The organism is Streptomyces albospinus, from assembly GCF_014648695.1.
Lineage (GTDB): Bacteria > Actinomycetota > Actinomycetes > Streptomycetales > Streptomycetaceae > Streptomyces > Streptomyces albospinus.
The window spans coordinates 92,928-119,564 of record NZ_BMRP01000022.1; the positions used below are offsets into that span (position 1 = coordinate 92,928).

Annotated in this window: 19 protein-coding genes; 3 read left to right on the top strand and 16 right to left on the bottom strand. The window is 70.9% G+C overall.

Annotated elements, in window-relative coordinates; all coding sequences use genetic code 11:
* The 16 genes from IEZ17_RS26930 to IEZ17_RS27005 form a co-directional block, all read right to left on the bottom strand.
* Positions 1 to 1,284, bottom strand: a complete 1,284-nt coding sequence (locus IEZ17_RS26930) for a DUF4910 domain-containing protein (RefSeq protein WP_189304441.1) — start codon at positions 1,282 to 1,284, stop codon at positions 1 to 3.
* Positions 1,272 to 2,297: an NAD-dependent epimerase/dehydratase family protein gene (locus IEZ17_RS26935; RefSeq protein ID WP_189304443.1), complete on the bottom strand. Its 1,026-nt coding sequence runs from the start codon at positions 2,295 to 2,297 to the stop codon at positions 1,272 to 1,274. The genes IEZ17_RS26930 and IEZ17_RS26935 overlap by 13 nt, the downstream gene beginning before the upstream one ends.
* 3 nt (positions 2,298 to 2,300) lie before the next feature.
* A complete protein-coding gene (locus IEZ17_RS26940) occupies positions 2,301 to 2,948 on the bottom strand; it encodes a PIG-L deacetylase family protein (RefSeq protein ID WP_189304445.1) in 648 nt (215 codons plus the stop codon).
* Complete coding sequence (locus tag IEZ17_RS26945; RefSeq protein ID WP_189304447.1) at positions 2,945 to 3,754, bottom strand: glycosyltransferase family protein; 810 nt, start codon at positions 3,752 to 3,754, stop codon at positions 2,945 to 2,947. Before IEZ17_RS26945 ends, IEZ17_RS26940 begins: the two co-directional genes overlap by 4 nt.
* Entirely contained in the window at positions 3,751 to 4,986 is a 1,236-nt protein-coding gene (locus IEZ17_RS26950; protein WP_189304449.1) for a class I SAM-dependent methyltransferase, read from the bottom strand. Before IEZ17_RS26950 ends, IEZ17_RS26945 begins: the two co-directional genes overlap by 4 nt.
* The gene (locus tag IEZ17_RS26955) at positions 4,983 to 6,224 is read right to left on the bottom strand and encodes a glycosyltransferase (RefSeq protein WP_189304452.1); all 1,242 of its coding nucleotides are present in this window, start codon (positions 6,222 to 6,224) and stop codon (positions 4,983 to 4,985) included. The genes IEZ17_RS26950 and IEZ17_RS26955 overlap by 4 nt, the downstream gene beginning before the upstream one ends.
* A gap of 2 nt (positions 6,225 to 6,226) precedes the next feature.
* Positions 6,227 to 7,528 (bottom strand): O-antigen ligase family protein, encoded by a 1,302-nt coding sequence (locus IEZ17_RS26960; RefSeq protein WP_189304454.1) that lies wholly within the window; start codon positions 7,526 to 7,528, stop codon positions 6,227 to 6,229.
* 1 nt (position 7,529) lies between these two features.
* Positions 7,530 to 9,068, bottom strand: a complete 1,539-nt coding sequence (locus tag IEZ17_RS26965) for a right-handed parallel beta-helix repeat-containing protein (RefSeq protein WP_189304455.1) — start codon at positions 9,066 to 9,068, stop codon at positions 7,530 to 7,532.
* An 8-nt stretch (positions 9,069 to 9,076) separates the two neighbouring features.
* Complete coding sequence (locus IEZ17_RS26970; protein ID WP_189304457.1) at positions 9,077 to 11,056, bottom strand: heparinase II/III family protein; 1,980 nt, start codon at positions 11,054 to 11,056, stop codon at positions 9,077 to 9,079.
* Positions 11,053 to 13,242, bottom strand: coding sequence for a bi-domain-containing oxidoreductase (locus IEZ17_RS26975; protein ID WP_189304459.1), 2,190 nt, complete (start codon positions 13,240 to 13,242; stop codon positions 11,053 to 11,055). Before IEZ17_RS26975 ends, IEZ17_RS26970 begins: the two co-directional genes overlap by 4 nt.
* A 29-nt stretch (positions 13,243 to 13,271) precedes the next feature.
* On the bottom strand, positions 13,272 to 15,206 hold the full coding sequence (gene asnB, locus IEZ17_RS26980) for an asparagine synthase (glutamine-hydrolyzing) (protein WP_189304461.1): 1,935 nt from the start codon (positions 15,204 to 15,206) through the stop codon (positions 13,272 to 13,274).
* Between the two features lie 3 nt (positions 15,207 to 15,209).
* Positions 15,210 to 16,730: a Wzz/FepE/Etk N-terminal domain-containing protein gene (locus IEZ17_RS26985; RefSeq protein WP_189304463.1), complete on the bottom strand. Its 1,521-nt coding sequence runs from the start codon at positions 16,728 to 16,730 to the stop codon at positions 15,210 to 15,212.
* On the bottom strand, positions 16,727 to 18,124 hold the full coding sequence (locus IEZ17_RS26990) for a Wzz/FepE/Etk N-terminal domain-containing protein (RefSeq protein WP_189304465.1): 1,398 nt from the start codon (positions 18,122 to 18,124) through the stop codon (positions 16,727 to 16,729). The genes IEZ17_RS26985 and IEZ17_RS26990 overlap by 4 nt, the downstream gene beginning before the upstream one ends.
* Positions 18,121 to 19,401 (bottom strand): glycosyltransferase family 4 protein, encoded by a 1,281-nt coding sequence (locus tag IEZ17_RS26995; RefSeq protein ID WP_189304467.1) that lies wholly within the window; start codon positions 19,399 to 19,401, stop codon positions 18,121 to 18,123. The genes IEZ17_RS26990 and IEZ17_RS26995 overlap by 4 nt, the downstream gene beginning before the upstream one ends.
* A complete protein-coding gene (locus tag IEZ17_RS27000) occupies positions 19,391 to 20,707 on the bottom strand; it encodes a nucleotide sugar dehydrogenase (RefSeq protein WP_189304477.1) in 1,317 nt (438 codons plus the stop codon). Before IEZ17_RS27000 ends, IEZ17_RS26995 begins: the two co-directional genes overlap by 11 nt.
* A 76-nt stretch (positions 20,708 to 20,783) precedes the next feature.
* A complete protein-coding gene (locus IEZ17_RS27005; RefSeq protein WP_189304498.1) occupies positions 20,784 to 22,262 on the bottom strand; it encodes a sugar transferase in 1,479 nt (492 codons plus the stop codon).
* 853 nt (positions 22,263 to 23,115) lie between these two features.
* Here IEZ17_RS27005 and IEZ17_RS27010 point away from each other — a divergent pair.
* The 3 genes from IEZ17_RS27010 (at position 23,116) to IEZ17_RS27020 (ending at position 26,423) form a co-directional block, all read left to right on the top strand.
* A complete protein-coding gene (locus IEZ17_RS27010; protein WP_189304479.1) occupies positions 23,116 to 23,412 on the top strand; it encodes an MmyB family transcriptional regulator in 297 nt (98 codons plus the stop codon).
* Positions 23,413 to 24,257: 845 nt separating this feature from the next.
* Positions 24,258 to 24,398 carry a hypothetical protein gene (locus IEZ17_RS27015; RefSeq protein WP_189304481.1) on the top strand — a complete coding sequence of 47 codons (141 nt, stop codon included), beginning with the start codon at positions 24,258 to 24,260 and terminating at the stop codon, positions 24,396 to 24,398.
* A gap of 456 nt (positions 24,399 to 24,854) precedes the next feature.
* Complete coding sequence (locus IEZ17_RS27020) at positions 24,855 to 26,423, top strand: alpha/beta hydrolase (RefSeq protein ID WP_189304483.1); 1,569 nt, start codon at positions 24,855 to 24,857, stop codon at positions 26,421 to 26,423.
* Positions 26,424 to 26,637 lie beyond the last annotated feature (214 nt).

Here is a 26,637-nt window from a genome sequence, read left to right on the forward strand (position 1 = left end):
TCATGCCTTGATCAGCCCGGCGCCGTGCAGGGCGCCGGCCGTGGCGGCGACGGTGTCGAACGGCAGCCCGGACCGCTCGGCGACGTCCAGCAGACTGTGCTCGCCGTCGGAGAGGTTGAGCACCCAGAGCATGGCCATCTCGGCCTGCTTCGCGTCGCTGCGGCCCCCGAGCGAGTCGTACAACCCGCGCCGGCCCAGCTGCGGTTCGCCGTAGGGGCTGAGATTGAGGTACCGCCGGTTGCGGTCGAGGACGGTGAATGCCTCGCGGCAGACGGCGAGCGTGTCCGCCATCGCCTCCGGGGAGACGAAGTCCGGGTTGTCCGCCGAGGTGTGGTACTCGGGGTAGCGGGCGTACGGGGTTCGGCTGAGCGAGCCCACGCCGAGATCGAACCCGGGCGAGCAGAACTGCCGCTCGTCGTAGCCGTACGGAGTGAACTCGGCGACATGGTGCGGGCGTTCGGAGGTGGCCAGCACGTGCCGCAGCACCCGGTCGATCTCCGCGTCGCCGCGTCTGCTCCGCTTGTAGGTGAGTTGGCCCCGGTCACCGGCGCAGGCCAGCACCAGTCCGTGCTTGACCCGGTCGATCCGCTCCGCGTTGCGGGCCAGCCAGGTGATCGCCCCGATGGTGCCGGGCGCGTAGATGAACCGATAGGTGTAGTAGGGCGTTTCCCGCGCGAGCGCGCGGGCCAGGAACGTCGCCACCGCGATGCCGGCCAGGTTGTCGTTGGCCAGCGAGGGGTGGCAGACGTGGCAGGAGACGATCACCTCGTCGGGGACCTGCCCGGGGACGACGTGCTCGGCATAGGTGAGGTGGCCGTCTGCGAGTGTGGAGTCGATGCGGACCTCGTACTCGCCGTCCGGCAGTGCGTCCAAGGTCTCCTGGGCCAGGCAGAACCCCCATTCCGGCTTGTAGTAGCTGGTGCGGTACGGCACCCAGCTCGGGTGGTCCGGCAGGGTGTGCAGGTGTTCGCGCAGCTCGGCCAGCGGCATGGTCGCCGACACCGGCACGCTGTAACCGAGCACGTGCAGGCTGGACTTGGCGAAGTCGACGACCCGCCTGCCCGTGGTGTCGGCGATGTACGCGTCCCGGATGTTCCACTCCTGCGGCACCGTCCAGTCGAGCACCTGGGTCCCGGTCGGCACCTCGTGCACCTGGAGCGGGATGTACTCGCCGACGATGTCCAGGGTGGCGCGCACACCGTCGCCGGTGATGCTCCGGCACAGCGGGTACAGCCGCTCCACCAGCGCGTGCATCTCTTCGCCGTCCTCGGTCATCGGCGCCACCGCAGGGTGTCGTCGACGGCGCCGGCGTCGGTCGCCGCGCGCAGCACGGCGAGGCGGGTGAAGCGTCGCTCGAAGTCCTCCCGGCTCAGGCCGAACTTTCGGTAGGCGTCGGCAAGTTCGAGAGCGCCCCGCTTCACCGTCCACTCGCAGTCGAAGCCGGGGATCGCGGTACGGAACCGGGAGAAGTCCACCCGGTACGAGCGCGGATCGGCGCCGTTCTCCCCGGTGATCCTGACCTTCGCGCCCGACACCGCCTCGGCGACCTGCTCGGCGATCTCGGCGACCGTGACGTTGTTGGTCTCGCTGCCGATGTTGAACGCCCGGTCGTGCACCGCTTCCCGCGGCGCGGTCAGCGCCGCCGCGAAGGCCCGGGCGATATCGGCGGCGTGCACCAGGGGGCGCCAGGGGGTGCCGTCGGAGAGCACCAACACCTCGCCGGACAGGAGCGCGTGGCCCACCAGGTTGTTCAGCACGATGTCGGCGCGCAGCCGGGGGGAGTAGCCGAAGGCGGTGGCGTTGCGCATGTACACCGGGGTGAAGTCGCCGTCGGCCAGCGCGTGCAGGTCGTCCTCCACCCGCACCTTGGACTCCGCGTACGGCGTCACCGGGCGGAGCGGGGCGTCCTCGGACACCAGGTCGTCGCCGCCGGCGGCGCCGTAGACCGAGCAGGTCGACGCATACAGGAAGCGTCGTACTCCGGCGTCGCGGGCCAGTTGGGCGAGGCGTACGGACGCGCGGTGGTTGATGTCGTAGGTGAGCTCCGGCGCCAGCGATCCCAACGGGTCGTTGGACAGCGCGGCCAGGTGGATCACGGCGTCCACCCCGGCCACGTGTTCGGCCGCGACGTCGCGCAGGTCCACCTGATGCCCGGACGGGTCCGCAGGTGTCGGGCCGAGGACGCAGTCGGCGAACAGCCCGGCGTCGAGGCCGACGACCTCGTGTCCGGCGGCCGTGAGAACCGGGGCCATGACGGTGCCCAGGTAGCCCTGGTGCCCGGTGAGCAGTACGCGCAAGGTTCAATCCCCCAGGTCGAGAGTGAGTTTGGTGACGGCGAACGCCTCGGCGTAGCGCGCGTGGCATTCGATTCCGCGGATGCGTGCAAGACCGAGGAAGGCCTCCCGGTCGTACCAGGGCCGGTGCCGCTGCGAGGGGTAGTGCTCCTGCAGCAGCCGCACCTTCCGTTCGGCGATCTCGGGCGACAGCGGCTGGTACGCCGCCGGACGGCCGAGGTCGCCGTCCCACTTGACGATCTCGTAGCCGAGCACGAGGTGGTCGCGGAACGCGGTGGGTACCAGCTGCGCCAGGCCGCGGTGGTCCTGGTGCGCGTCATCGGTGCGCGGGGCAAGGACGAGGTCCGGCTCGGTCGCCGTGCGCAGCTCCTCGACCGCGGCCTTGGCCTCGTCCCAGTGCATGGGCAGTCGGCCGTCCGGCAACTTGTGCACGATCAGGTGCAGTTCGGCGCCCGGGCAGAAGGCGGCGAGCGCGGCCTGCTCCTCCTGCTCCCGTTCGCTCCCACCGCCGGAGAGCACCAGCGCGTCGATGCGGATGCCCGGCCGCGCGAGGCACATCGTCAGCAGCGTGCCGCCGGCGCCGATGGCGATGTCGTCGCAGTGCGCGCCCACCGCGACGATCCGGTCCAGGCGCCCGGCGCTGAGCTGGATCATGCGGTCCTCACTCCGGTGTTCGCCCCCGCGCCGCCCTGTTCCCACACGGCCCACGGGCGGTCGCCGCGGGCGTAGGCGGCGTCGAGCGCGGCCCGCTCCTTCACGGTGTCGGTCGGCTTCCAGAAGCCGCGGTGCTGGTGCGCCACCAACCGTCCGCGCTTGGCCAGTTGGGCGCATCCGTCGGCGACCAGGTCCCCGTTCTCCGGTATGTGGTCGAAGACCTCCTGGCGGAGCACGAAGTAGCCGCCGTTCTCCCACAGCGGCAGTTCGCTCACCGCGGTGATGCCCCCCACCAGACCCTCCTCGCCCAGGTCGACGCAGTGGAACGAGGACTGCGGCGGCACCACCAGCATCGACGCACCGGCGTCGCGCCGGGCGAAGGAGTCGATCATCTCCGGCAGGGGAGCATCGGTGAGCACATCGGCGTAGTTGGCGAGGAACATCTCGTCGCCGTCCAGGTGGTGCCGCACCCGGCGCAGCCGCTCCCCGATCGGTGACTCCACACCGGTCTGCGCAAACGTGATCGTCCAGTCGGCGATGTCGGTGGACAGCAGCTCGGTCCGCCCGCCCCGCAGCACGAAGTCGTTGGACGTCGTCTCCTCGTAGTTGAGGAAGAAGTTCTTGATGTGGTGGGCCCCGTACCCGAGACACAGGATGAACTCCGTGTGCCCGAAGTACGCGTAGTAGCGCATGACGTGCCAGATCAGTGGCCGCGGGCCGACCATCGCCATCGGCTTGGGCATGTCGTCGGAGGCTCCGCTGCGCATACGCAGCCCGTAACCGCCGCAGAACAGAACGACCTTCATGACGTGACCTCGACAGTGCTCAGTTCCGGGATGGGGAAGACCAGCCGGCCGCCCCACTCGTGCACGAAGGACAGTTGCTCGACCAGCTCGGCCCGCAGGTTCCACGGGAGGACGAGGACGTAGTCCGGTTTGTCGGCGGCTATCCGCTCGGGCGGCAGGATCGGGATGCGGGTGCCCGGGGTGAACCTGCCGTGCTTGTAGGGGTTGCGGTCGACCGTGTACGGGAGCAGGTCGGGGCGGATGCCGCAGTGGTTGAGCAGGGTGTTGCCCTTGCCCGGGGCGCCGTAGCCGACGACCGTCTCGCCGCGCTCGGCCGCCTCGATGAGGAACCGCAGGAGGTCCCGGCGCACCTTGGCCACCCGGGCGGAGAACTCGGTGTACCCCGACAGTTCTTGCAGCCCGGCGGCCTTCTCCCGGGCGAGCACGTCGGCCACCCGCTGCGTCGGCTCGCCGGCCACCTCGACCGGCCGGGCCCACAGGCGGATGGAGCCGCCGTGCGTGGGCAGCAACTCGACGTCCACGAGCGCGAGTCCGCCGCTCGCCAGCGCCCGGGTCGCGGACGCGACCGTGTAGTACTGGAAGTGCTCGTGGTAGATCGTGTCGTACTGGTTCTCCTCGATCAGGGTCAGCAGGTGCTGCACCTCGATGGAGACCCAGCCGTCATCGGCGACCAGGGCGCGCAGCCCCTGGGTGAACCCGACCACGTCGGGGATGTGTGCGTACACGTTGTTGGCCACGACGAGGTCCGCCGGGCCGTGCTCGGCGCGGACGGCCGAGCCGGTGTCCGGGGCCAGGAACTCGGTGAGCGTGGGCACACCCGCGTCCCGCGCCGCCGCGCCGACGTTCACCGACGGCTCGATGCCGAGGCAGCGGATCCCGCGGTCCACCACGTGCCTCAGCAGGTACCCGTCGTTGCTCGCGACCTCGACCACGAAGCCGTCGGGGCCGAGACCCACCCGGTGCACGGCGTCGGCGACGAACGTGCGCGCGTGCTCCACCCAGGAGGTCGAGTAGGAGGAGAAGTACGCGTACTGCGTGAACGTCTCCTCCGGCGTGATCAACGGAGGGATCTGCGCCAGCCAGCAGTCGGTGCAGACCCGCAGGTGCAGCGGGAACGCCGGCTCCGGCTGGTCCAGTTGGTCCGCGGCGAGAAAGCTCTCACATGGTGGCGTCGCCCCAAGATCGACGACGCTCGCCATCGCTTCCGAGCCGCAGAGTCGGCATCGTGTCATCTACTGTCCCCATCCCCCCTGCTCGCGCGGGTGTCCCCGCCGCGAGCGAGTGCTGACCGACCCGCGATTGCGGTGCGGTACTCATCCACCAGGCGCTCAAGGCCGACGGCCGGGCTGAAACCCTGCTCGTAACGGCGCCGGGCCGCCTGGCCCATCTCCCGGTTGCGGGCCGGCTCGGCCGCGATCCGGCGTATACAGGACACCAGCGAGGCGGACTCGCCCGGCCGGTGCAGCAGCCCGGTCACCCCGTCCTCGACGAGTTCGACGAAGGCGCCGTGACCGGCGGCGACGACCGGGACCCCCGCCGCCATCGCCTCGACGACCACCAGGCCGAACGCCTCCAGCCACGTCGAGGGAGCCACCACGGCGACCGACCGCGCGACGGCCTGCCGGCACTGAGCCGTGTCGTACAGGCCGACATACCGCACGTCGTCCCGGCCCGCCGCCCAGGCGGTCACCTCTCGCTCCAGCGGCCCCGTGCCGGCGACCACGAGCGGCACGCCCACACCGCCGCTCGCTGCGATCTCGTCCCACGCGGCCATGAGCAGCCGCACGCCCTTGGCCTCCGCGAGCCGGCCGAGATAGAGCAGATGCCCGCCGGCGCCCGATCGGCGGGCGTCCGGGTCGGGCACGAAGTTGTGCTTCACCGCCAGCCGTTCGGCCGGCATGCCGGCCCGCACCAGGACGTCGCGCTGCGCCGCGGAGATGCAGAAGAACCGCTCCACGCCGGACCACCACCGTCGCCGGTTGACCGACAGGCTGACCGCGAGCGGCACCGTCGCAAGGCGCGAGCCCCGGTAGCAGCCGTGCCGGACGGCGGGCAGCGGCGTCGCCCCGACGCACTCGGTGCACGGCCGGCCGTCCCGTTGCAGCGTGCCGGGCGGGCAGACCTGGGTGTAGTTGTGCAGCGTGGCGACGGCGGGCACCCCGGCGTCGGCGCAGGCGGCCAGCACCGCGGGCGACAGGAGCGGGAAGACGTTGTGGACGTGCACCACGTCCGGCCGCTCGGTGCGCAGCCGGGCGGCCAGCTCCGCGCGGACCGCCGGGTTCCACGGCACCAGCAGCGGCACCGCGGCCTTGCCAGGCAGGGACCGGGCGGCGATGTCGTCGCTGCGCCGCTCGAACACCTCTACCCGGTGACCGGCCGCGCGCAGCAGCGCCACCTCCTGGTCGACGACCTTGTTCTCCCCGCTCGGCTGCGCCGAGGCGTAGCGGTTGTGCACCACGAGGACGTGCATGGTCAGGTCACCTCCGAACTCGGGGCCCAGCGCGGGATGCGTCGAGGAACTTCGGGCGTCGGGACGGGCGTGGCCGCGGCAGGTGCCGCCAGCAGCGAGGCGGCGACCGCCAGATGCAGCAGATACGGCGAGGCGTCGCCAAGCCCGGCCTCGGTGTACGACGCGATCGCGCAGTAGCCGATGAGGAAGATCGCGCAGGCCCTCTCCAGCGACGGTGGCCGCAGCAACGCGACACCGCCCAGCACGATGATGATCGCCGCCACGAGGGCGACGCCGATCAGACCCTGCTCGTTGTAGACGGCCAGCCAGCTGTTGTCGATCGGCAGCCCGCCGAACGACTTGTCGCCCAGGCCCACGCCGAACACCTGCTCCGTGGTCGTCCGGGGCGCCGCCAGCAGGGCGTCCCAGACCTTGGCCCGGCCGGTGAGGCTGGAGAAGTTCTCCTGGCTCTGTCCGCGCAGGAACCACGCCTGTAGCACGGAGCCGAGCGCCACCCCGGCCACCGCGGCGCACAGCACCGCCCAGGTGAAGAACCGGCGGGCGGCGGCGCTGGTCAGGATGAGCGAGCCGATCGCCAACCCCAGCCCGATGAACAGGCCGAGCGTGGCCGTCCGGGTATGGGTCAACGCGAGCAGGACGAGGGAGGGCACGATGACGACCGCCGCGCCGGCCCGGTCGGTCCGGCGGCCCAGTACGAGCAGCACGGTGAGCCCGATGATCACCGCGGCGTACTGTCCGATCTGCGGCGGGGTGAGCGGCCACAGCGCGCCGACAAGGCGCCCGCCGTAGAGGTCGGGCATGGCCGCACCCGGTGAGACGACCAGGCCGGCGGCCACCGACCCGAGCACGGCGAAGTACATCCGGATGTGGTGCCGGACGAACGTCAGGCCGCCGTCCCACCACCGGCTGAGCAGCCACAGCGTGCCGACGAAGAGAGCCAGCCGGGCGCAGCGGAACAGCGCGCCGAACCCGGACTCCAGGTGCGCACTGGAGATCACGCTCGACACCAGCAGCAGGGTGAGCAGGGACAAGAAGGCGCTGGGTCGGATGCGCAGCCGGGGATTGAGAGCGAGCGCCAGCGCGAACGCGGCGACCAGCGCGCCCATGGTGACCAACTGGATGAGGGAGCGGGGCAGCGGGATGATGGTCTGCGCCCCGGCGGAGCCGAGCGTGTTGAGGACCAGCAACCCCCAGACGATCCCGACGATCCTCGGAGCGCCGGCAGGACGCGGTGCGGCGCCGGGCTGCGTTCCCGCCGTATCCGGTCCGCCCGGCAGCCCACCGCGCGTCAGGTGCCCGCCCATCTCAACCACCGGCCTGTGGGTCAAGGGTGCTGCCCGCGTCCTGCTGGTACGGCGTCCCCTGCCACTGCCCGGAGTCGAGTATCCGGCTCGGGTCGTGGGCGACGAACTTCCATGGTCCGAGGTAGACGTTGTCGTGCCAGCGGTTGTGCTGCCTGCGGGTGATCGCCTCAGCCACCTGGTCGCCCTTGTAGGGCGACCAGTCCGGATAGGTGCCGTAGTTGGCCAGCAGCGCCATTCGGTCGCACTTCACCGTGCAGTCGACGACGGACTTGTCCAGCACGAAGCGGTTGCCGTGGATGTCCACCCGCTGGGTCTTCCACCGGCAGTCGGTGTAGAGCGGTGCGGTGGCGATCGCCGGCCGCGCGCAGCGGTCGGGGCGCCGCACCAGCAACGTGCAGTCATCGGACGAGGTGTTGGCCGGGCTGTTGCAGAACCGGTCGGCGTTCTCCCACAGGGTGATCCCGTTCCAGTTGTTCTCCAGCACGTTCCGGTAGATCTCGATCTTGTCCGTGCGGGCTCGGATCCGTGGTTCGCCGCCGGACTCGGACAGGTAGATGGTCGCGACCGGGAAGCTGTCGTCGCGGTCCGCGTACCTGCGGCCCTCGACCCAGTTGTTCCGCCGGATCGTGTTTCTCCGGATGACCGCGTTGTAGCTGGCCTCGTAGATCAGCGCGGCACCGTCGTTGGCATCGAGCACGTTGTCCTCGATGCGGAAGTCGTTGTTGTCGGTGTCCGCCCACAACCCGGATCCGCGGTTGTCGTGCACCCAGTTGCCGCGCACGTCGGCGCCGTCGACGGCCCAGAACTTCACGCCTCCGGTGCAGCCGCAGCCCGGCCGCCGCCGTTCCCAGTCGCCGGTGTTGTTGCCCGCGATCTCGTTGCCCTCGACCACCAGGTCGCTGATCCGGCCGCCGTTCTTGTACGCGTTCATTCCGTACTGTCCGTTGTCGCGCAGGCAGTTGGCGCGGACCCGCTGATGGGCACCGGCCATCAGCCCGGCCCCGGAGTTGTCCTGGATCGTCGCGTGCTCGATCACCCACCCGTCGGCCGAGTCATGGTTGACCACGCCCTCGTTCTGCGGCGCGACGAAACCCTGCACGGTCAGGTAGCGGATGGTGACGTTGCCGGCGGTACCGCCGAACGCGTACTGGTTCTTCTTCCGGCCGTCGAGCACCGCGCCCGGCGCACCGAGGTAGCGGTCCCCCTCCTTGGGGATGACCTGGGCGTAGCGGTCCGGGTCGAGCCTGTGCATGCCCGGGCGAAGCCAGAACGTGGTGTTCGGGGGGTTGCTCTTGGTCTGCGCCGCCAGGTCACCGACCACCGCGGGGTCGACCGTCACGGCGCCCGCCGGTGCCTTCGTCGGCCCGGCCGAGGGTTTGGCGCACACCCGAGCCACGGACGGGGACAGCGCCCCGGACGTGAACGGCGCAGCGGTCGGCGTTGCCCGGGTGCCCAGCGTGCTCTCACAGCCGGTCGCCGCCAGTAGGGCCAGCGCCAGCGGTGCCGCCGCCAACGCCCAGTGCCGCCTCTTGATCCCCACGCGCCCCCCTAGCCGCGGAACCTGAGCACGGTGGTGAACCCCTCCGCGCCGTCGGCGAAGCCGGTGCCGACCAACGTGGTCGCGGGTTCCTTGCGCCCGAAGCCGGCGGAGTACCAGCCCAGCGGCGGGTCGGTCTCGCCGCGATGCGCCCGCCAGTTCAGCTGCCCGGGCAGGTCGAGCACCGCGGAGCGCTCCTCGCCGTCCCGGACCCAGGTGAGCACTGCCCGGTTGCCCGCCAGGTCCGCGGCGATCGCGGGGCCGAGGTGGAACGCCAGGTGCACCTCGGCCCGGTGCGGGCCGCGCACCTCGTCGACCACCCTCAGCTCCTGGCTCGCGGCCGTCAGCTCCACCCGCCGGCGGTGCACGGAGCGCTGGTATCCGTCGTGCTCGGCGCACCAGCGGGCCGTCCCCCCGTCGAAGGCGCCGGAGGTGTCCGCGGCCAGGACGCGGCTCTTGGCATGCCGGGTCCACAGGAACGGGCCGCCGGAGACGGACTGGTCACTGCCGTCCAGCCGCAGGGTGTTGTGGCCGAGGGTCGAGCGAAAGTACTGCCGCCACTCGGGCTGCCCGTGGTAGCAGAACGTCCCCGGGTCGGCGAGCACGTCGACCCCGTCGTGCCGGACCTCCACGGACAGCGCGTCCGCGTGGGCATGCGCGGCGATGGACAGGAAGCCGTGCGGACCACCGTCGCAGCGGCACCAGATCTCTGCCGGACCGCGCAGGATGGTCATGCCCGCGTCGGCGAAATGGGCCGGTCGGCTCGCCGGGCGGGTCACGGCCGGTGCGGATCCCTTGTCCGAGTACGGCCGGATGAGCGCGGCCAGCAGCGGGGTGCGCACATCGGTGCCGGTCACCGCCGGCCACCAGGCGAGCCGACCGAACACGGCGTCCCCGGTCGCCAGCAGCGAGGCCCAGCGGTCGGTGCCCGCGCCGTCCACGACCAGACCGTGCCCGTCGTCCGCGTCCCCCTGGCGCGGCGGCCGTAACCGGCTGTCCACGACGGCCGCAAGCGCATCGGTCATCCGCAGCAGCACCAACCGGATCGACGCGGGGACCGGCCTGCCTGCGGCATCCGCCTCGGCCACCGCGGCCAGGCCGAGCTCCAGCACGAGTCCGTGATACTCCGTCGCCAGCTCGCGGTTGAGGCCGGAGTCGAAGGTGTTGCTGCGCAGGTGCCGCTCCAGCGACCGCAGAGCGCCGGCCCGCCAACGCGCCGAGGAGGGGAACCACCCGAACGCGCAGGCCGCGGCGAACTGCCCGGCGGCCTCGGCGATGACGTGGTTGTTCGCCGAAGACCCCCGGCTGGGGAAGGCGGCCAGCCAGCGTTGGTGGTGCCAGATCTGGTTCAGCGCCACCGGGTTGCCCTCGAACAGCCCGGCCGCGCCCGGCCAGCCGTCGAGCAGCCGGCGGATCCACACCCAGGACAGCAGCCGGATGCCCAGCTCGATGCCGCTGATCCAGTGCACGCCGCGCAGCGGCGCGTTGGCCGCCCACCACGACCGCAGGTGCTCGGCCACGCGCTCGGCGTACCGCTCGTTCCCGGTGATCGCGTAGGCGGCGGCGAGCACGGTGAGGTACTGATGCCGGGACAGCTCCCAGATCTGCTTGATGTCCCCGACCGCTTCCTCGTTCCGGTACGGCACGTCGAAGGCGTAGCCCCACGGCGCCCGGCGCCCGGTCTTCGGGTCGCACCACCAGTCCGGGTCGGCCAGGTCGTCGCGGACCACCCCGAAGTACTCGGCGTGCCCGTACATCAGCCGGTCCGCCTCGGCGATGAGACGTTTCGCGGCGTCCGGAGGTATGGCGGTGATCGTCCCGGCGGGCAGTACCGCGGTGAACCGGGCGCCGGTCACGCTCGGGCAGTGGGGCCGCGCCGACCGCCACAGCCGCCTGCGCACCGCGTCGCCCACCCGGCCGCCGACCTCCCGCGGTCCCATCCGGGACAGCCGCCGCAGGTACCAGCCCGCACTCCCCGAGCTCACAGTCATCGCGCCCTCGCCAACGTCACCGGCGCGCCGCCGGCCAGCCCGGCCTGCACGGCGAGGGTGGCCGCCGTGGTGGCGACCAGCGACTCCAGCGGCACCGGCATCGGCCCGCCGGTCCGCACGGCCTTGACGAACGCGGCCAGTTCGGCGGACTGGCCCTTGTCCCGGGCCTTGGGCAGCCGCGAACTGACCCACCGCTTGCGGCGGCCGTCGTACACCGCGGCACGGACGAAGTCGTCGAGCCGCAGCACCTTGCCGTCCGCGACCAGGTCCAGCGTCTCCTTGGGGAAGCCGGGCGAACCGGTGGTGACGTAGCTGACGGTGGCGGTGGATCCGTCCGGGTAGCGCAGCACGACCTGTAGGTCCTCGTTGCCGGGCGTGGTGATCGCATAGACCGAGACCGGGTCGGCCTTGAGCAGCCAGCTCGCCGTGTCGATGAAGTGCCCGCCCTCGCCGGCGAACCGCGAGCCCTCGGTGCCCTGTTGGAGGTACCAGCTGCCATGCTCCAGCCGGCCCGCGTTGACCAGGTAGCGCAGGCTCGCCGGACCGGAACGGGCGCCGAACCGCTTCCTGGCCTCATTCAGCAGCGGCGCGAACCGGCGGTTGAAGCCCACCTGCAACCGGTCGTTGCCGGACTCCTCCACCGCCGCGAGCACGCCGGCCAGCTCGTCCTCGTCGAGCGCCAACGGCTTCTCCACGAACACCGCCTTGCCGGCCAGCAGCGCCCTCCGGGTCAGTTCGGCGTGCGAGCTGTGCCGGGTGACCACGAACACCGCGTCGATCAACGGGTCGCCGAGCACGGCGTCGAGATCGGTGGTCGCCTCGGCGAAGCCGAACTTCCGCTGCGCATTGGCCGCGGACAGCGCCGTCGTGGTGACGACCGTCGACAACGCGACGCCGTCGCGCTGTGCCAGGTGCGGCAGCAGCATCGACGTCGCGTAGTTGCCCGCGCCGACGAACGCCAGCCGCACCGGCGCCTCGGCGGACCGCGCCGGGGTGGGCGCCGTGCCGCTGCGCCTGTTCACCGCGGGCACGGCCACCGCCGGGGCCTCCGCTTCCCCCGCGTGTTCGGGGTACCGGAACAGCACGGCCACGGCCTTCAGGTCGCCGTCCTTCAGGCGCTGGTACGTCTCGACGGCGTCATCGAAGTCGGCGATGTGGGAGACCAGGGGCTCCACGTCGACGCTGCCGCGGGCGACGAGATCGAGGAAGCACGCCAGGTTGCGGCGCTCGGTCCAGCGCACGTAGCCGATCGGGTAGTCCCGCCCTTCGAGCTCGTACTCCGGGTCGTAGCGCCCGGGGCCGTAACTGCGGGAGAACCGGACGTCGAGCTCCTTCTCGTAGTACGCGTTCCACGGCAGGTCCAGGCGGCACTTGCCGATGTCGACGACCCGGCCGCGGTCCCGGCAGAGCCGGGCGGCCAGCTCGACGGGTTGGTTGCTGCCGCCGCCGGCGGCCAGGTACACGTGGTCCACGCCGTGACCGCCGGTGAGTTCGGCGACGGCAGCTTCCACCGCCGTGGACGCGGGATCGCCGCAGGCCGCGGCGCCCAGGCGCTCCGCGAGCTCGCAGCGCACCGGGTCGGGGTCGACCCCGACGACGCGGACTCCCGAGGCGCCCAGCAGCTGCACCACCAGCTGCCCGATCAGCCCGAGGCCGATGACCAGCGCCACATCGCCCAGCTGTGGCTCGCCGCGGCGGACACCCTGCAACGCGATCGACCCGACGGTGCCGAAGGCCGCGTGCCGCGGCGCGAGGCCGTCCGGCACCCGGGCGTAGAGGTTCTTCGGCACCCAGTTCAGCTCGGCATGCAACGCGTGCTCGTTGCCGGCGCAGGCCACGAGGTCGCCGACCTTCACCTCGTCGATCCCGGCACCGACCTGCTCGACCACCCCGCACAGCGAGTAGCCCAGCGGCGTATAGGAGTCCAGCTTGCCCATCACCTTGCGGTAGGTGGCGGGCACCCCGTTGGTGGCCACGCTCTGCACGACCTTGGCCACCTGGTCCGGCCGGGAGCGGGCCTTGCCCAGCATCGACATGCCGGCCTCGGACACCTTCATGAGCTCGGTCCCGGTGGAGATCAACGAGTAGGCGCTGCGGACCAGCACACCGCCCGGCTTGCACCCCGGCACCGGCACGTCGAGCACCGTCAGCTCGCCGCTCTTGTAGTTCTGCACAACCTGTTTCACCCGAAGTCCCCTTGTTTCTCAGCCGTCTTCTACGCCGTCGAGCGAGCGCTCCGGCCGGACCCGGAGGTCGCGCCGCGATACCAGTACTCGAGGGTCAGCACATGCCACAGATGCTTGGAGAAGTCCCGCTGCCCGGCGGCGTCCTCGGCGACGAGCCGCGCCAGCGCGTCGCGGCGCAGGAACCCGGAATTGACCAGCACGCCGTCGTGCACCACCTCGCGCACCAGCGGTGCCAGATCCCGGCTCATCCAGGCGCGCAGCGGGGCGCTGAACAGGCCCTTGGGCCGGTAGACGATCTCCCGGGGCAGGATCGAGGTGGCCGCCTCCTTGAGGACGGCCTTGCCCTGCCGTCCGACGATCTTGCGATCGCCGGGCACGGCGAACGCCGCCTTGACCACCTCGACGTCCACGTACGGCACCCGCACCTCGGTCGACGCGGCCATGCTCGACCGGTCCGTGTACGTGAGGTTCAGGCCCGGCAGGAACATCCGGGCGTCGCCCAGGCACATCCGGTTGACGAAGTCGTCGAGGTCGTTGTCCTGATAGATGTCCGCGTGCTCGGTCAGCACGTCCTCGACCGTCCCGGCCAGGTCCGGATCGAGCAGGGCGAGCAGCTCGTCCTGGTCGTACATGGTGTAGCTGCGCCGGAACGCGGTCTCCTCCGGCAGATCGGCGAAGGAGAGGAACCGCTTCGCGAAGCGCACCGACCGGTACCCGCGGCGGGCCGTGGCGACCGGCAGCCGGTCCACGGCCCGGGACAGGCCGCGCCGCAGGGGCCGCGGGACGCGCTGGTAGCGCAGTGCGATCAGGTTGGCCAGGTGCTTGCGGTAGCCGGCGAACAGCTCGTCGGCGCCCATCCCCGAGAGCATCACCTTGACCCCGGCCTCCCGGGCGGCCGAGCAGATCAGGAACGTGTTGATCGCGGCGGGGTCGCCGATCGGCTCGTCCAGGTGGTACGTCATCTGCGGCAGCAGGTCGAGCACGTTCGGAGCGATCTCGATCTCGTGCAGATCGACGCCGAACCGCTCGGCCACCTGCCGGGCATAGCGCAGGTCGTCCGGCATCGCCTCGAATTTGGCGTCCTCGGCGCGGAACCCGATCGTGTAAGCGGAGATCCCGGGTCGGTCGCGGGCCGCCAGCGCGGTCAGGTAGCTGGAGTCCAGCCCGCCGGAGAGGAAGGTCGCCACGGGTACGTCGGAGAGCAGGTGGCGCCGAGTCGACTCCTCGACGATGGCAGCGACATCCGGCTGCTCGCCGCCCCGGGCCCGCTCCCGGGCCTCGGCGGCGACGTCCCGGAGGTGCCAGTACCGGCCGCGCTCCACCCGGCCGTCGGGCCGGCACCTCAGCCAGCTCCCCGGCGGCAGCTTCTCCGCCTCGCGGAACGCGCACCGTGAGTCCGGCACCCAGTAGTACAGCAGCGAGGCCACCAGCGCCGCCTGGTCCACCTCCAGCGACCCGCCGGTCACGGCGGCGAGTGCCTTGAGCTCGGAGGCGAACACCAGACCCTCGCCGCGCCGGAGCAGGAACAGCGGCTTGATGCCCAACTGGTCCCGGGCGAGCACCAGTTCACCGGTTCGCTCGTCGAAGATCCCGAACGCGAACATGCCGCGCAGCCGGGGCAGGCAGTCCGTGCCCCAGCGCCGCCAGGCCTCCAGCAGCACCTCGGTGTCGGAGGTACCGCGGAAGCGCACCCCGGCGGCTGCCAGCTCGGCACGCAGGTCGGGCGCGTTGTACAGCTCGCCGTTGTACGTCAGGACGAGGCCGCCCGAGACCATCGGCTGGGCGCCGGTCTCGGACAGGTCGATGATGGCCAGCCGGCGGTGCCCGAGGTGCACTTCGCCGTCACCGGCGGGGTGGCTGTACCGGCCCGCCCCGTCCGGACCTCGGTGGGCGAGGGTGTCGGTGAGCCGGTCGGTCACGACCTTCCCGTCCGGCCATCGGTAAGTGCCTGCGATGCCACACATGTCCTACCGCGCCTCCTGGTTGCTGTCCGGGACCCGTGCCGCCCACATCGGCAGCCGCTCCGTCCGCCGGCGGCCCGTCCGGTTCTGTCGGGCCAGCCGCTCGTCCTGGCCGCGCAGCGCGGTGTGCAACCCGTCCCACAGCGTGCCGTCGGTCCGGTCACGCGGATCGGGGTCGATCAGCACCACACCGATCACCGGTATGTGCTGGTCCGCGAGCTGCCGCGCCACGGTGTGCAGCCATGCGGCGCTGCCGTGCCCGGCACGCACGACGAGCACGGTCTGCGTGCCCAGGTACGAGAGGTCGGTCCACGCCGCGCCGGGCGCCACCGAGCCGACGCCGAGCCGGCGCTCCTGTTGCGACACGGCCGCACCACGCTCGCCGCTGACCACGGTCGGGTCTCCCGGCTTCGGCCGGCGGTGGGCGAGCGGCAGGCCGGGCAGACCATCGACGATGACCACCGGCCCCTCCGCCGCCAGTGCCCCGGCGAGGTCCAGGGCGATCACGCTCGCGCTGCGCGCACAGCCCAGTTCCAGCAGCGACACCGGTTCCGCGGAGCTGCGCACGGTGCGGGCCAGGGACGCGGTGAGCCGTTCGCGTGCCGCCCGGATCCGTCGGCGCTGCCACAGCCAGGCCGACCGGCGGGGCAGCTCCGCGATGACCGAGGCGCCGAGGTTCGCCGCGATCTCCCGGCGCAGCACGGGGCGGTCCGCCACCACCGTGCCGACCGCGGCCACCGCGAGTCCGAGGACGAGCCCGAGGACGAGCCCGATCGCGGCGTTGGTGGCAGCGGTCCTGGGCAGGGAGTGCCGCACCGTGTGCGGGGCGTCCACGATCTGTGTGCCCGCGATGAGGTGGGGCGTGCCGATGCTCGCCTCCGCGGCGCGCTGGCCGAAATCGGTGATCCGCGAGGTGAGTTCGGCCCGGCGGGCGAAGAGCGACTCCATGTTCGCCGACGCCTTCGGCCCGCTCTTCGGCGATCCGTCTCCGATCGCCTTGTTGACCTGGGCGAGTTCGTCCCGCGTTCGGTCACGCTGGTCGAGCAGGGTCTTGGACTCGGCGTTCGCGGCTTCCTGTATCCGCCTCACATGGTCCGCGACGAACGCATCGGCCAGCGCCTTGGCGCGGGCCACCGCCTCCGCGTCGCTGTCACCGGTCACGTTGATCTGGAGCAGGTTGTTGGTCAAGCCGGTACCCCCGTAGTCCTGCATGAAGTCCTCTGGTTTTTCCGGGGACTTGAGGGACCGCAGGGCCTTACCGGCGATCTGTGTGGTTTGCAGCAGCGCGACGTCGGTGCGGATCAGCGTTCCGGGGTCGTTCGGCTGGTCCTCCTTATGCGCGACCAGCACCTTGGTCACCGCGGTCGGCGGCGGAGGCAGCAGGACCGCCGCCGCCGCGCCGACGAGCAGCCCCAGCAGCGCCACGGAGCACCAGAGGCGGCGCCGCCTCCGCACCGCCACCACCAGCGCCTGAAGGTCGAGCAGCGGAGTGGCGGCCGACGACTCCGGCGTCGTACGCGTCGTCACCGTGCACCTCCCGTCGCGTCGGCGCCAACCGCGAGCGCCGGCGTGGCGGCATCCCGAGGACGGTCGGCGGACCGCGTCGGACGGGCCCGGACCGTGTCGGCGAGGACGATGCCAACGACCTCGTGCTCGGCGTCCGCACACGCCTCGGCGATGCCGGCGAGCTCCCCTGCGGTCCAACTGCCGGCGCTGAGCACGACCAGGGCACCGGACTCGTTGTCGCGGTCCGGCACCATCGGCTGGGACACCGAGACCCCCACCACCCGCAGCATGGGGTATCCCGTGCTCGAAGAGCTCGGGGAAGGATCGCTCTCGGCCTCGGCGACGAGCTGCCCGGCGGCCCGGAGGGCGATCTCGTCGCCGTCCGGGACGACAACCAGCAGCCGCCGGGGGTCCGGCAGTTGGTCGCGGAGGCGGGCGCACACCCGCCGGTAGCGGATCCGCCTGCCGGCCTCGTCGCCGGACGTCTGCGGGGTGGGTGTGTCCCACCGGATGTCGAGGCCCAGCAGCCGGCGGATCCGGGCCCGCGGGCCACGGCCCTCCGGCCGGTGCGCGAGCCGTTCGCCAGGTACGTCGACGGTACCCAGCAGCGCCGAGCGCAGCGCCGCGGCGATCTCCGGTTCGGTGCGCAGTCGGCGACTCGTCCGGGCGGCGGTGAGATGGCCGATGACCGCGAGCAGGAAGAACAGCAGGGCCCCGGCGACGATGAACTGCATTCTCGTCGGCGGTGCTTCGCCGGCCGGCCGGGCCGCCGGCCCCATGACGACCATGGTGGCCTTGTTGGTCGCCGGGTCGGCCTGGTCCAGCTTCCGCATGGCCTCCTCCAGCGAGGTGCGCAGCTTTTCGAGCGTGGTGCGGGCCTGCACGCCCTCCACGGTCCGGCCCGGATCGGCAGCATTGGCCAGGTCGGTGATGCGGCGGTTGGTCTCCGCCACCTTCTGCCGCAGCGCCTCGGGGTCCGTAGCCGCTCCGGCGTCGGTGCTGCCGCCTGCGATCTGCGCGGCGAATCTGACGAATTGCTGGGCCACCCGGTCGGAGAGCTGCTGCGCGCGCTCCGGGGTTTCGGCCGTACCCGAGATCGTGATGATGTTCCCGTCGGCGGCCGTGGCGCTCACTCGATCCCGCAGCTCGCCGCCGCTGACGCCCCTCCAGCCGAGCGTGGCGGCCGCGCGGTCGACCACTGACGAACTGGTCGCGATGTCCACCTGGGTCAGCAGCTCACGCTCTTCCCACTGCCCTGGCAGCAGTACCGATGCCGACGCCGTGTAACGCGGCGGAAACAGCACCGAGGTGCCGTAGCCGACGAGCGCGCCCACCACGGTGAGCACGGCGAGAAGCCGCCAGCGCCGGCGGAGTATCCGCCCGATCGTGACCAGGCGTATCGTGTCCTCGCTCAACGGCGGGACCTCCCGCCTGCCCGGTACGGGTCGCCCGCCGACACCGGAGTGTGGTCACGGCAGGCAGCGGCGTAGGCGGCGAGCAACTGCGCCTGCGAGTTCCGCCAGGAGAGCGGCCCGCTGATCCGCTCCTGGCCGATCTTGCCCATCCGGGCCCGCTTCTCCGGATCGTCCAGCAGCAGCGCGATGAGCTCGGCGAACTCGGCCTCGTCGTTGGCGGGCGCGTAGACGGCGGCGTCACCGGCGGAGACTCGCGCCTCCCGGAGGTCGAACGAGACGATGGGCCGGCCCATCGCCATGTACTCCAGGACCTTGTTCATGGTCGACACGTCGTTGAGCGGATTGCGCGGGTCGGGGGAGAGGCACACGTCCGCGGTGGACAGGTAGCGCACCAGGTCGGCGTCCGGAATGCGCCCGGTGAACTGCACCTGCTCCGAGAGCCCGAGCCGCCGGGACAGTTCCACCATCGCGTCGAAGGCGTCGCCGGCGCCGACGAACACCGCATGCCAGTCGGTCCGCCCGAGCTCGTCGCGCAGCTTCGCGAGGGCCCGCAAGGCGTAGTCGACGCCGTCCTGCGGGCCCATGACGCCGAGATAGCAGAGCAGATGAGGCTTGCCGCGCTTCAACTCCTGCTCGGGCGGCACCGGTTGGAACCGGTCGACGGCAGGCGCGCTGCGCACCACGAAGACGTCCGCCGGCCGCTTGCCGCCACGGCGCAGCGCGACGTCCCGGTAGCTCTCGTTCGTGGCCAGCACGACGTCCGCGGCCCGGTAGGTCCGCCGTTCCAGCGCGCACACGGCGCGGTAGAGCAGATCTTCGCCGCGGCCGAACCGGGAGAGGTACAGCTCGGGTACCAGGTCGTGCTGGTCGAAGACGAACCGCGCACCGCGCCGCTTCAGCCACAGCGCCGGCAGGAACAGCATGTCGGGCGGGTTGCAGGCGTGGACCACGTCGACCGGGCCGACCTTCCGGGCCAGCCGGACCGTATGCCACAACGCCGATCCGTACTCCCGCAGGTAGCCGGCCGGCCCTCCGGTGGCCGCGCGCAACGGGTAGCGGTGGATCCGCACCCCGTCGATCTCCGCCTCCGGCTCCGTGTCCCGCTTGCTCCCCCGGGGACAGACCACGTGCACCTGCCAGCCGTCGTCGCGCAGCGTCGTGCACTCCTGCCACACCCGCCGGTCGAACGGCACCGACAGGTTCTCCACCAGGATCAGCGCGCGCCGGTCCGGCCGGTCGCCGCTGACCGTGTCACCGAACGATGTGTCACCAAGCAAGGCCTATGTACCCCGGTTCGGCCCGGCGCACTTCGGCGTCGGGAAGGCGGATGAGGTCGACGATCACCGGGCCGTCGCCATGGGGCAGCGCCGACAGCACGGCCGGATCCCTGGTCCCGACCAGGCACACCTCGGCGTGCTCGAGCACCTCGTCGACGGAATCCGCGAGCAGCTGCGCGAGGTGCGGCAGCCGGTTCTCGATGTACTCGCGGTTCGCGCCGAGCAGCCGGGAGAGGCTCACGTTGGCGTCGTAGATCCGCAGGTCGTAACCCTTGCCGAAGAGCCTCTCCGCGAGCTCGACCAGCGGGCTCTCGCGGAGGTCGTCGGTGCCGGGTTTGAAGGACAGCCCGAACAGGCCCGCCCGGCGCTTGCCGGTGCGCTCGACCAGCTCCACCGCGCGCTGCAGATGGTCGGAGTTGGAGGGCAGCACGTGGGAGAGGATGGGCACCGAGACGTCGGCCCGCTGCGCCGCGTGGACCAGGCTGCGCAGGTCCTTGGGCAGGCAGGAGCCACCGAAGGCGAAGCCGGGCCGCAGGTAGGCGGGGCTGATGTTCAGCTTGCGGTCGGCCAGGAACACGTCCATCACCTGGTGCGAGTCCACCCCGAGCGCCTGGCACACCGCGCCCAGCTCGTTCGCGAAGCCGATCTTGAGGCCGTGGAACGCGTTGTCCGCGTATTTGATCGCCTCGGCCGTCGGGACCGGCACCCGGAACACCTCGCCGGGCAAGCCGTCGTACAGCGCCAACACCGCATCGCCGCTTACCGGGTCGAGCTCGCCGATGACGGTCTTGGGCGGGTCGAAGAAGTCCCGCACGCTCGTGCCCTCGCGCAGGAACTCCGGGTTGACCGCGACCCCGATGTCCACCCCGGCCGTGCCGCCGACGTACTTCTCCAGGATCGGTACCAGCAGGTTCAGGCAGGTGCCCGGGAGCATGGTGCTGCGGAACACGACGGTGTGCCGCCCACCCCGCTCGGCCAGCGCGGCGCCGATCTGCTCGGTGACCCGCTCCAAGTACGTGGTGCACAGGCTGCCGTTGGGCTCCGACGGCGTGCCCACGCAGACCAGCGACACCTCGCTGCCCATGATCGCCTCGCAGACGTCGCCGGTGGCGCGCAACGCTCCGGTCCGCACGACCTCGGTGATGAGCTCGCCGATCCGCTCCTCGACCACCGGGGCCCTGCCGTCGTTGACCAGGTCGACCTTCACCGGGTTCACGTCCACCCCGATGACCTCGTGACCCATGCTGGCCAAGCACGCGGCCGACACGCAGCCCACGTAGCCGAGCCCGAAAACGCTGACCCTCATGACCCGTTCCTCCCCCCAGGCAGGCCCCTTCGGCCTGCGGTCCGTGCGCCGGCCGGACGCCGACTCCCGCGCATCATCAGTAGGCCCCCTGCCCCTGGAGCACCGCACGCAGCGTCTTCCACAAGATCACTGTGTCCAGGGCGAGCGACCAGTCCTCCACGTACCGCAGGTCAAGGCGGACGGCCTCCTCCCACGGCAGATCGCTGCGTCCGCTTATCTGCCACAGGCCGGTGAGTCCGGGCTTGACCAGCAGCCGCCGCCGGATGTCCGGGCCGTACGCGGCGGACTCCTCCGGTAGCGGAGGCCGCGGACCGACGAGCGACATCGACCCGGTGAGCACGTTGAAAAGCTGCGGGAGTTCGTCGATCGAGTACCGGCGCAGCACCGTACCCACCCGGGTCACCCGCGGATCCCGGCGGACCTTGAACAGCAGCCCTGCGCCCTCGTTGCGGTCGGCCAGCTCGGCACGTGCCCCGTCAGCCCCGGCGACCATGGTGCGGAACTTGAGAATGGTGAACTCGCGGCCGTCCTTGCCGACCCTGCGCTGGCAGTAGAACGCCCCGCCCCGGCTGTCCATCAGCACGAGCAGCCCGACGCACACCATCAGTGGCGCGAACAGCATCAGCAGGATCGCCGCGCCCATCCGATCGACGACCTCTTTGACCGCCCGGCGGCCCCCGGTGAAGGTCGGCATGCTGACCCGCAGCAGCGGTATCCCGAGCACCGCGTCGACGTGCAGCCTTGGGCCGGCCACCTCCATCAGCACGGGGGCCACGACCATCTCGGCGTCGCTGCCTTCGAGGTTCCAGGCCAGCCGCTGGAGCCGGTCCGGTGACCAGTACGGGTCCGGTGTGACCGCGACGACACGGTAGCCGTCGCGGCGGACGTGGCCCGCGACGTCCGCCAGTCGGCCGACGACCGGCACTCCGTCCAGTTGGTCGCCGTCGAGCCCGAGACCGTCCGTCGTGCACACCGCATCCACCCGCCAGCCGAGGTGCGGGAACTTGCGGGTTCGGGTGATCAGGTCGTGCACGGTGGCCAGGCTCCCGGCAGCGAGCACCGGTCGCAGGCACCGTCCTTCCTTCCGCTGTTTGTGCAGCCAGAGGCGCAGCAGATACCGCGCGGTCATGGTGACGAGCGCGATCGCGGGGATCGCGACGAAGATCCAGAGCTTGATGTTGTGCGAGGCGAGGGCGATCCCGCCGAGTGCCAGTACGACGGTCCCCGTGAACAGCGAGCGTCCGAGCCGACGGAATTCCTCGGCGCCCTGGCCGAGGACGGCCGGAGCCCACGAACGGCTCACCGCAAGCGCCCCCAGCACCAGCAGCTCGGTGCAGAATGCGAGAATTCCCCACTTCTCGTGCCAGTTGGCCGCGTCCCGGGCCCCGAAGAAGTTGCCGATCGCCGCCACCACGAAGGCGGTGGCCACGGTATCGCTGGTGATCACGGTACGGCGGTACCGCTGCTCCCAGTCGATCGCGGGCTGGCTGATTGCCCCGTTCACCGGACGCCCGCGCGCCGACAGCAACGGGCTGACCCATTCCCCCTGCTGCACAGACCCCCCCAGGTCGTCAGTGGGCTCGACGTGTTCGCTCCACACGGTTCCTCCCCCCGGGAGGCCCGTGCCCCCCGCACTGTTCGTCCCCTCGGGAGGCCCCCGCCCCCCGCGCCGCGCTGTTCCTCCCCCGGGAAGCCCCCGCCCCCCGCGAATGACGTCCCGGCCATTGCAGCGCTGCTTGAACACCCCACCCAGGCGGCAGCGGACTCGCATGTACTGCCGGTCTTTCGAGGTGCGCGGGAGCCCGTCTACTGCCGGTCTTTCGAGGTGCGCGGGAGCCTGTCGAAACCTCGGGTGCTCCCCACACCCAAGGCCCCCTCTCGGGCTCCAGGAATTGATCACCCCCACGTCTGGCGCCGGGGACGCGACTGCTCGCAGCCCGTAGCGACGGACCTATAGATCACTATTTGTCGCCTCGTGTCATCCGAAGCAGGCTCAATGTAGAGCATCAGGGCCCTCCTGAAGAGGGGAATGTGTGCAACTTGTGCCCAAGCTTTGAAGCTGGATCCACCGAACGGTCACCGCCTCCAGGTGCCTTGACGACGAAGACGTACCGTGTGACCTGTGATGACGGGAGTTCTCCGGGCCGCCGACACCGGCAACCCTGAGGCGTCCCGGCGCTGTTAGTTGGCCGCGCTTAGAACTCCTGTCGGAATGAGTTCAGACCTTCTCCAACAGATCAGTGCGCATCCGAGGGTGAGGAAGGCGTCGTGGATGTCGCCACGTATCTCCCAGCGGATGCGCAGACGACGGAACCAGTGCAGGCGGGCGAACGCGCGTTCCACGACCCGGAGTTGGGCACCGAGTCCGGAGCCGTTCTCGGTGCCCCGGCGGACGATCGGCGGCTTTCGTGGGCAGCCTGCGGCAGATCCCCGGACGCCACCCCGAGGACGCACTCCTGGCGTCGCTGGTCGGGGAACTGCCCATGGCATCAACCGAGTTCGCGGCACTGTGGAGCGACCACCGGGTGCGGCCGTGCGAAGCGGATGCGTACCGACTGCGTCATCCACTGGTCGGCGAACTCACTGTCACCCAGCAGATCCTCGTACCCGCCCGTTGCCCCGAACAGTCTCTGGTCCTTGTCACCGCACAGGAGAACCCCAGCTCCCAGGACACACTCGTGCTCCTACGCGGCTACGCGTCCTGACCCGCCGCCCAGATACCGTCGGCGCAGACCGGTGTACTGCTCGGCGGCGTATCGCGCCAGGGCGTGGCGTAGGTCGGGGCGGCTGCGGGCACGTACCGTGGACGGATGCCACGGCTCAACAGGTACGTCTGCTCCCCGCGTCCGTGGGGAGCAGAGCCTCCGTTCGAGCACAATGGTGGTGTACGCGAGTCGCATCGTCACTTCGACGCGACTCCGGGAGTCACCTCGGTCCGGCGGCCTCAGCGGCCAGCGCTCTTTCCTCAGCTCGCCGCAGACACGGGGCCTCCGACGGCTGCTCCCCGGAGTCTGCGCCGCCTCCCGGGATAGACCACATTCGAGAAGTGCCGGCGATTGTGGTGCCGCCCGAACTGCTCTCGAAGCGCAGCTCCTTGCCGTGCACGAAGCCGGTGCTCCGACTCCACCAGCTCTCTCCGCCCTGGTCCCCAGGCATCCTGCACAAGCAGGGACGGTCCGGGACGTTCTCGACATCGCTTCCCGCACCCCATGAAGCTGGCCGCAAGGGAACTCTGGCGATCCTGAGGGCGACGACGTCCGAGCCGCCTCCATCGGACAGCTCAGCGTCATCTACTTCATCAACCGGCCCCTCCGGCACCTGTCCGTCCTGGACATCGTCCGGCTCGACTGACCAGGCCCTGCCCGACTCGTGCTGCTGGGTCCGTGCCCAGTACCGCGGCCGGCCTGCTCGTCGGCCCCTTGAGCGGGCACTGCTGCCGGCGGGCGGCGGGCGGCGGGCGCGGGACTGGGCGAGGTGCTCGCGGTGGCGGCGGCGGTCGCGCCACCACTCCAGCCGGTCCCTGGAGTTCTGCGGCAGGAGGGCCTGCAGGATGAGGACGGCGGTGCCGGGCAGTGATGCGATCACCAGGGCCCACCAGGGAGCGCCGGCGGCGCCGAGCGCGGCCGGCGGGGCGGAGGTGGCGGCGCAGGCGAGGTTCCAGGCCGATCTGCGCACCCCGGCGCCGGCGTAATGGATCTCGGATCGCGCATCCGTTACGCCGACGGACGGCAGAGACCTCGTCCCCGCGCTCAGGTCTTCGGCACCCCACCCCGCGGAGGTCTCGTAGCCGGGTGCGAAGGCTGCGTGGTCCGAGATCCAGATCGCCGGAGACGAGGGGTGCGTCGAGCAGGCGGCAAGGTCAGACGACTTCGATACCCGCTGCTCGCGTCCTGCGACTGCCTCGCCGAGCACTGGTCACCCTGATCGTGTCGTTGCTCGTCCCCCTCACGCCGGTCCGTGACCACAGTCGGTCACGGCGCGGAGCGGTCTGGCTCTTCGCCGGCTGTGTCGCCTCCCAGATGATGGCACTGCGTATTCATCTCTCGACGCTGTGTAGTTCACATATCGGACTGTGACGGAGGAAACAGCGCATTTGCCGTGACTGTGAGCATGCTCCCCGGAAGTCAGCGAGAGAGCGAGAACGGCGATGCCCATTCCCCATCAGTCCAAATCCTTGACGGCCGGTGTGCTGGCCGTCACCACCTTTGTGGTGACGGCGTGCGGTGTCGGTGGCGCCGCAGCGTCCCAGCCTGACGACGCCAAGGGCAGGAACACTTCCGTCCCGGCGCTGCCCGCGCACTTCGCGCAGCAGAAGGTCCGGTGGACGTCCTGTGGAGTGGACGTCACCCCGAAGGCCGTGCCCGGTGCGGAGTGCGGCTGGGTGAAGGTGCCGGTCGACTACGCAGACCCGGGCGGGAAGACCATCAAACTGCGGGTGTCGCGGGTGCGGGCCAAAGACCCCAGCCGTCGGCTGGGGTCGTTGATCTTCAACCCCGGTGGCCCCGGCGAGGGCGGTGCGGGCTTCGTGGCCGATGGAAACTGGCATGCCGGTGAAGAGGCTCGGGCCCGCTACGATCTGGTCGGCTTCGATCCGCGAGGCATAGCCGGTTCCGGGCAGATCAGCTGCCCCGACGGTGCGCCGGAGGAGCCCGAGAATCCGCCGCGTACCGAAGCGGAGGCCGAGAAGGCGTTCGCCGACGCGACCCAGCGGGCCCGAGCTTGCCAACGGGCGAGCGGTGCCGTTTTCGCGCACATGGACAGCGTGAGCGTGGCGCGCGACCTGGACGTGCTGCGTACGGTCCTCGGCGACGCCAAGTTGAACTACACCGGCGTTTCCTACGGCACCTTCCTCGGCCAGCAGTACATGAAGCTGTTTCCCGAGAAGGTGGGCCGGATGGTGCTGGACGGCGTGGTCAATCCCGCCGCCGATATGCAGCAGGTCACCCTGATCGACGTCAAGACTTCCGAAAACGCGTTGGGTCGATACGCCCGAAACCTCGTCGCGGGCGGCGATGACCGGCTGGGAGACACGGCCGGGGAGGTCGTGCGGAGGCTCACCCAGTTCGCCAAGAAGCTGGAGCGGAAGCCGCTGCGAGCGGCCGACGGTGAGGAATTCACCGACGCCACCTTGTCCAGGTTTCTGAGAACGGCCCTGAATGATGAAGAGAGCTGGAAGCGACTGACCAACGCGCTGGTGGCCGCCCTGGACGGGGACGTGAGCGCCTTCCAGCATTTTGAATCCGGTACTGGCGGCGAGAAGCCGACACCCCAGCAGGAGAAGGCCGAGAAGAACACGTCCTTGAGCATGCCGGCGGTGCTGTGCCTGGACTCCCCGTCAGCGCCGAAGTCCCCGAAGGAGATGCTCCACACCGCCGACGCGTTCGCCAGACAATCGCCGCTCTTCGGTCGCTCCTTCGCCTGGCAGATGATCGACTGCTCGACATGGCCGCTCGCCCCCACCGGTGTGGTCGGGCCGATCAAGGGATCCGGGGCCGCACCGGTGCTGCTGGTCTCGTACACCGACGATCCGCGAACTCCGCTCACGAACGCGCAGGCGGTGCACCGGCAGTTGGACAACAGCTCGCTGCTCGTACGCAAGGGCCGGGGGCACGGGGCGTACGCCTCGGAGAATCCGTCCACGTGCACCGACCGTGCCGTCGACACGTATCTGGTCCGGGGAAAGCTACCCGACAAGGTCGCCAACTGCTTGAGCTGACCCGTGGAGGCCGGCGAATGTTTCGGAGGCCCGGCGTGCGGTATCGCGCCGGGCCTCCGACGCCTTCACAGCTCAGCGCAGCCGATCACCGGGCATCGCTCGGCATTGACGGCCAAGGCTGAAACAGCCGAGCCGTAGATCTCCATGCTGCCCTGCTAGTAGTGCTTGGTCAGGTTGATCTTGGTGGTGCGTGTCCTTCTGTCGCTGTGTGCGT

Bases quoted from the DNA above. Each gene is read 5' to 3' on its own strand.
- IEZ17_RS26940 (WP_189304445.1), bottom strand. From the start codon at position 2,948: ATGATCCAGCTCAGCGCCGGGCGCCTGGACCGGATCGTCGCGGTGGGC.
- IEZ17_RS26945 (WP_189304447.1), bottom strand. From the start codon at position 3,754: ATGAAGGTCGTTCTGTTCTGCGGCGGTTACGGGCTGCGTATGCGCAGC.
- IEZ17_RS26950 (WP_189304449.1), bottom strand. From the start codon at position 4,986: ATGACACGATGCCGACTCTGCGGCTCGGAAGCGATGGCGAGCGTCGTC.
- IEZ17_RS26955 (WP_189304452.1), bottom strand. From the start codon at position 6,224: ATGCACGTCCTCGTGGTGCACAACCGCTACGCCTCGGCGCAGCCGAGC.
- IEZ17_RS26960 (WP_189304454.1), bottom strand. From the start codon at position 7,528: ATGGGCGGGCACCTGACGCGCGGTGGGCTGCCGGGCGGACCGGATACG.
- IEZ17_RS26970 (WP_189304457.1), bottom strand. From the start codon at position 11,056: ATGACTGTGAGCTCGGGGAGTGCGGGCTGGTACCTGCGGCGGCTGTCC.
- asnB (WP_189304461.1), bottom strand. From the start codon at position 15,206: ATGTGTGGCATCGCAGGCACTTACCGATGGCCGGACGGGAAGGTCGTG.
- IEZ17_RS27000 (WP_189304477.1), bottom strand. From the start codon at position 20,707: ATGAGGGTCAGCGTTTTCGGGCTCGGCTACGTGGGCTGCGTGTCGGCC.
- IEZ17_RS27015 (WP_189304481.1), top strand. From the start codon at position 24,258: ATGAGGACGGCGGTGCCGGGCAGTGATGCGATCACCAGGGCCCACCAG.
- IEZ17_RS27020 (WP_189304483.1), top strand. From the start codon at position 24,855: ATGCCCATTCCCCATCAGTCCAAATCCTTGACGGCCGGTGTGCTGGCC.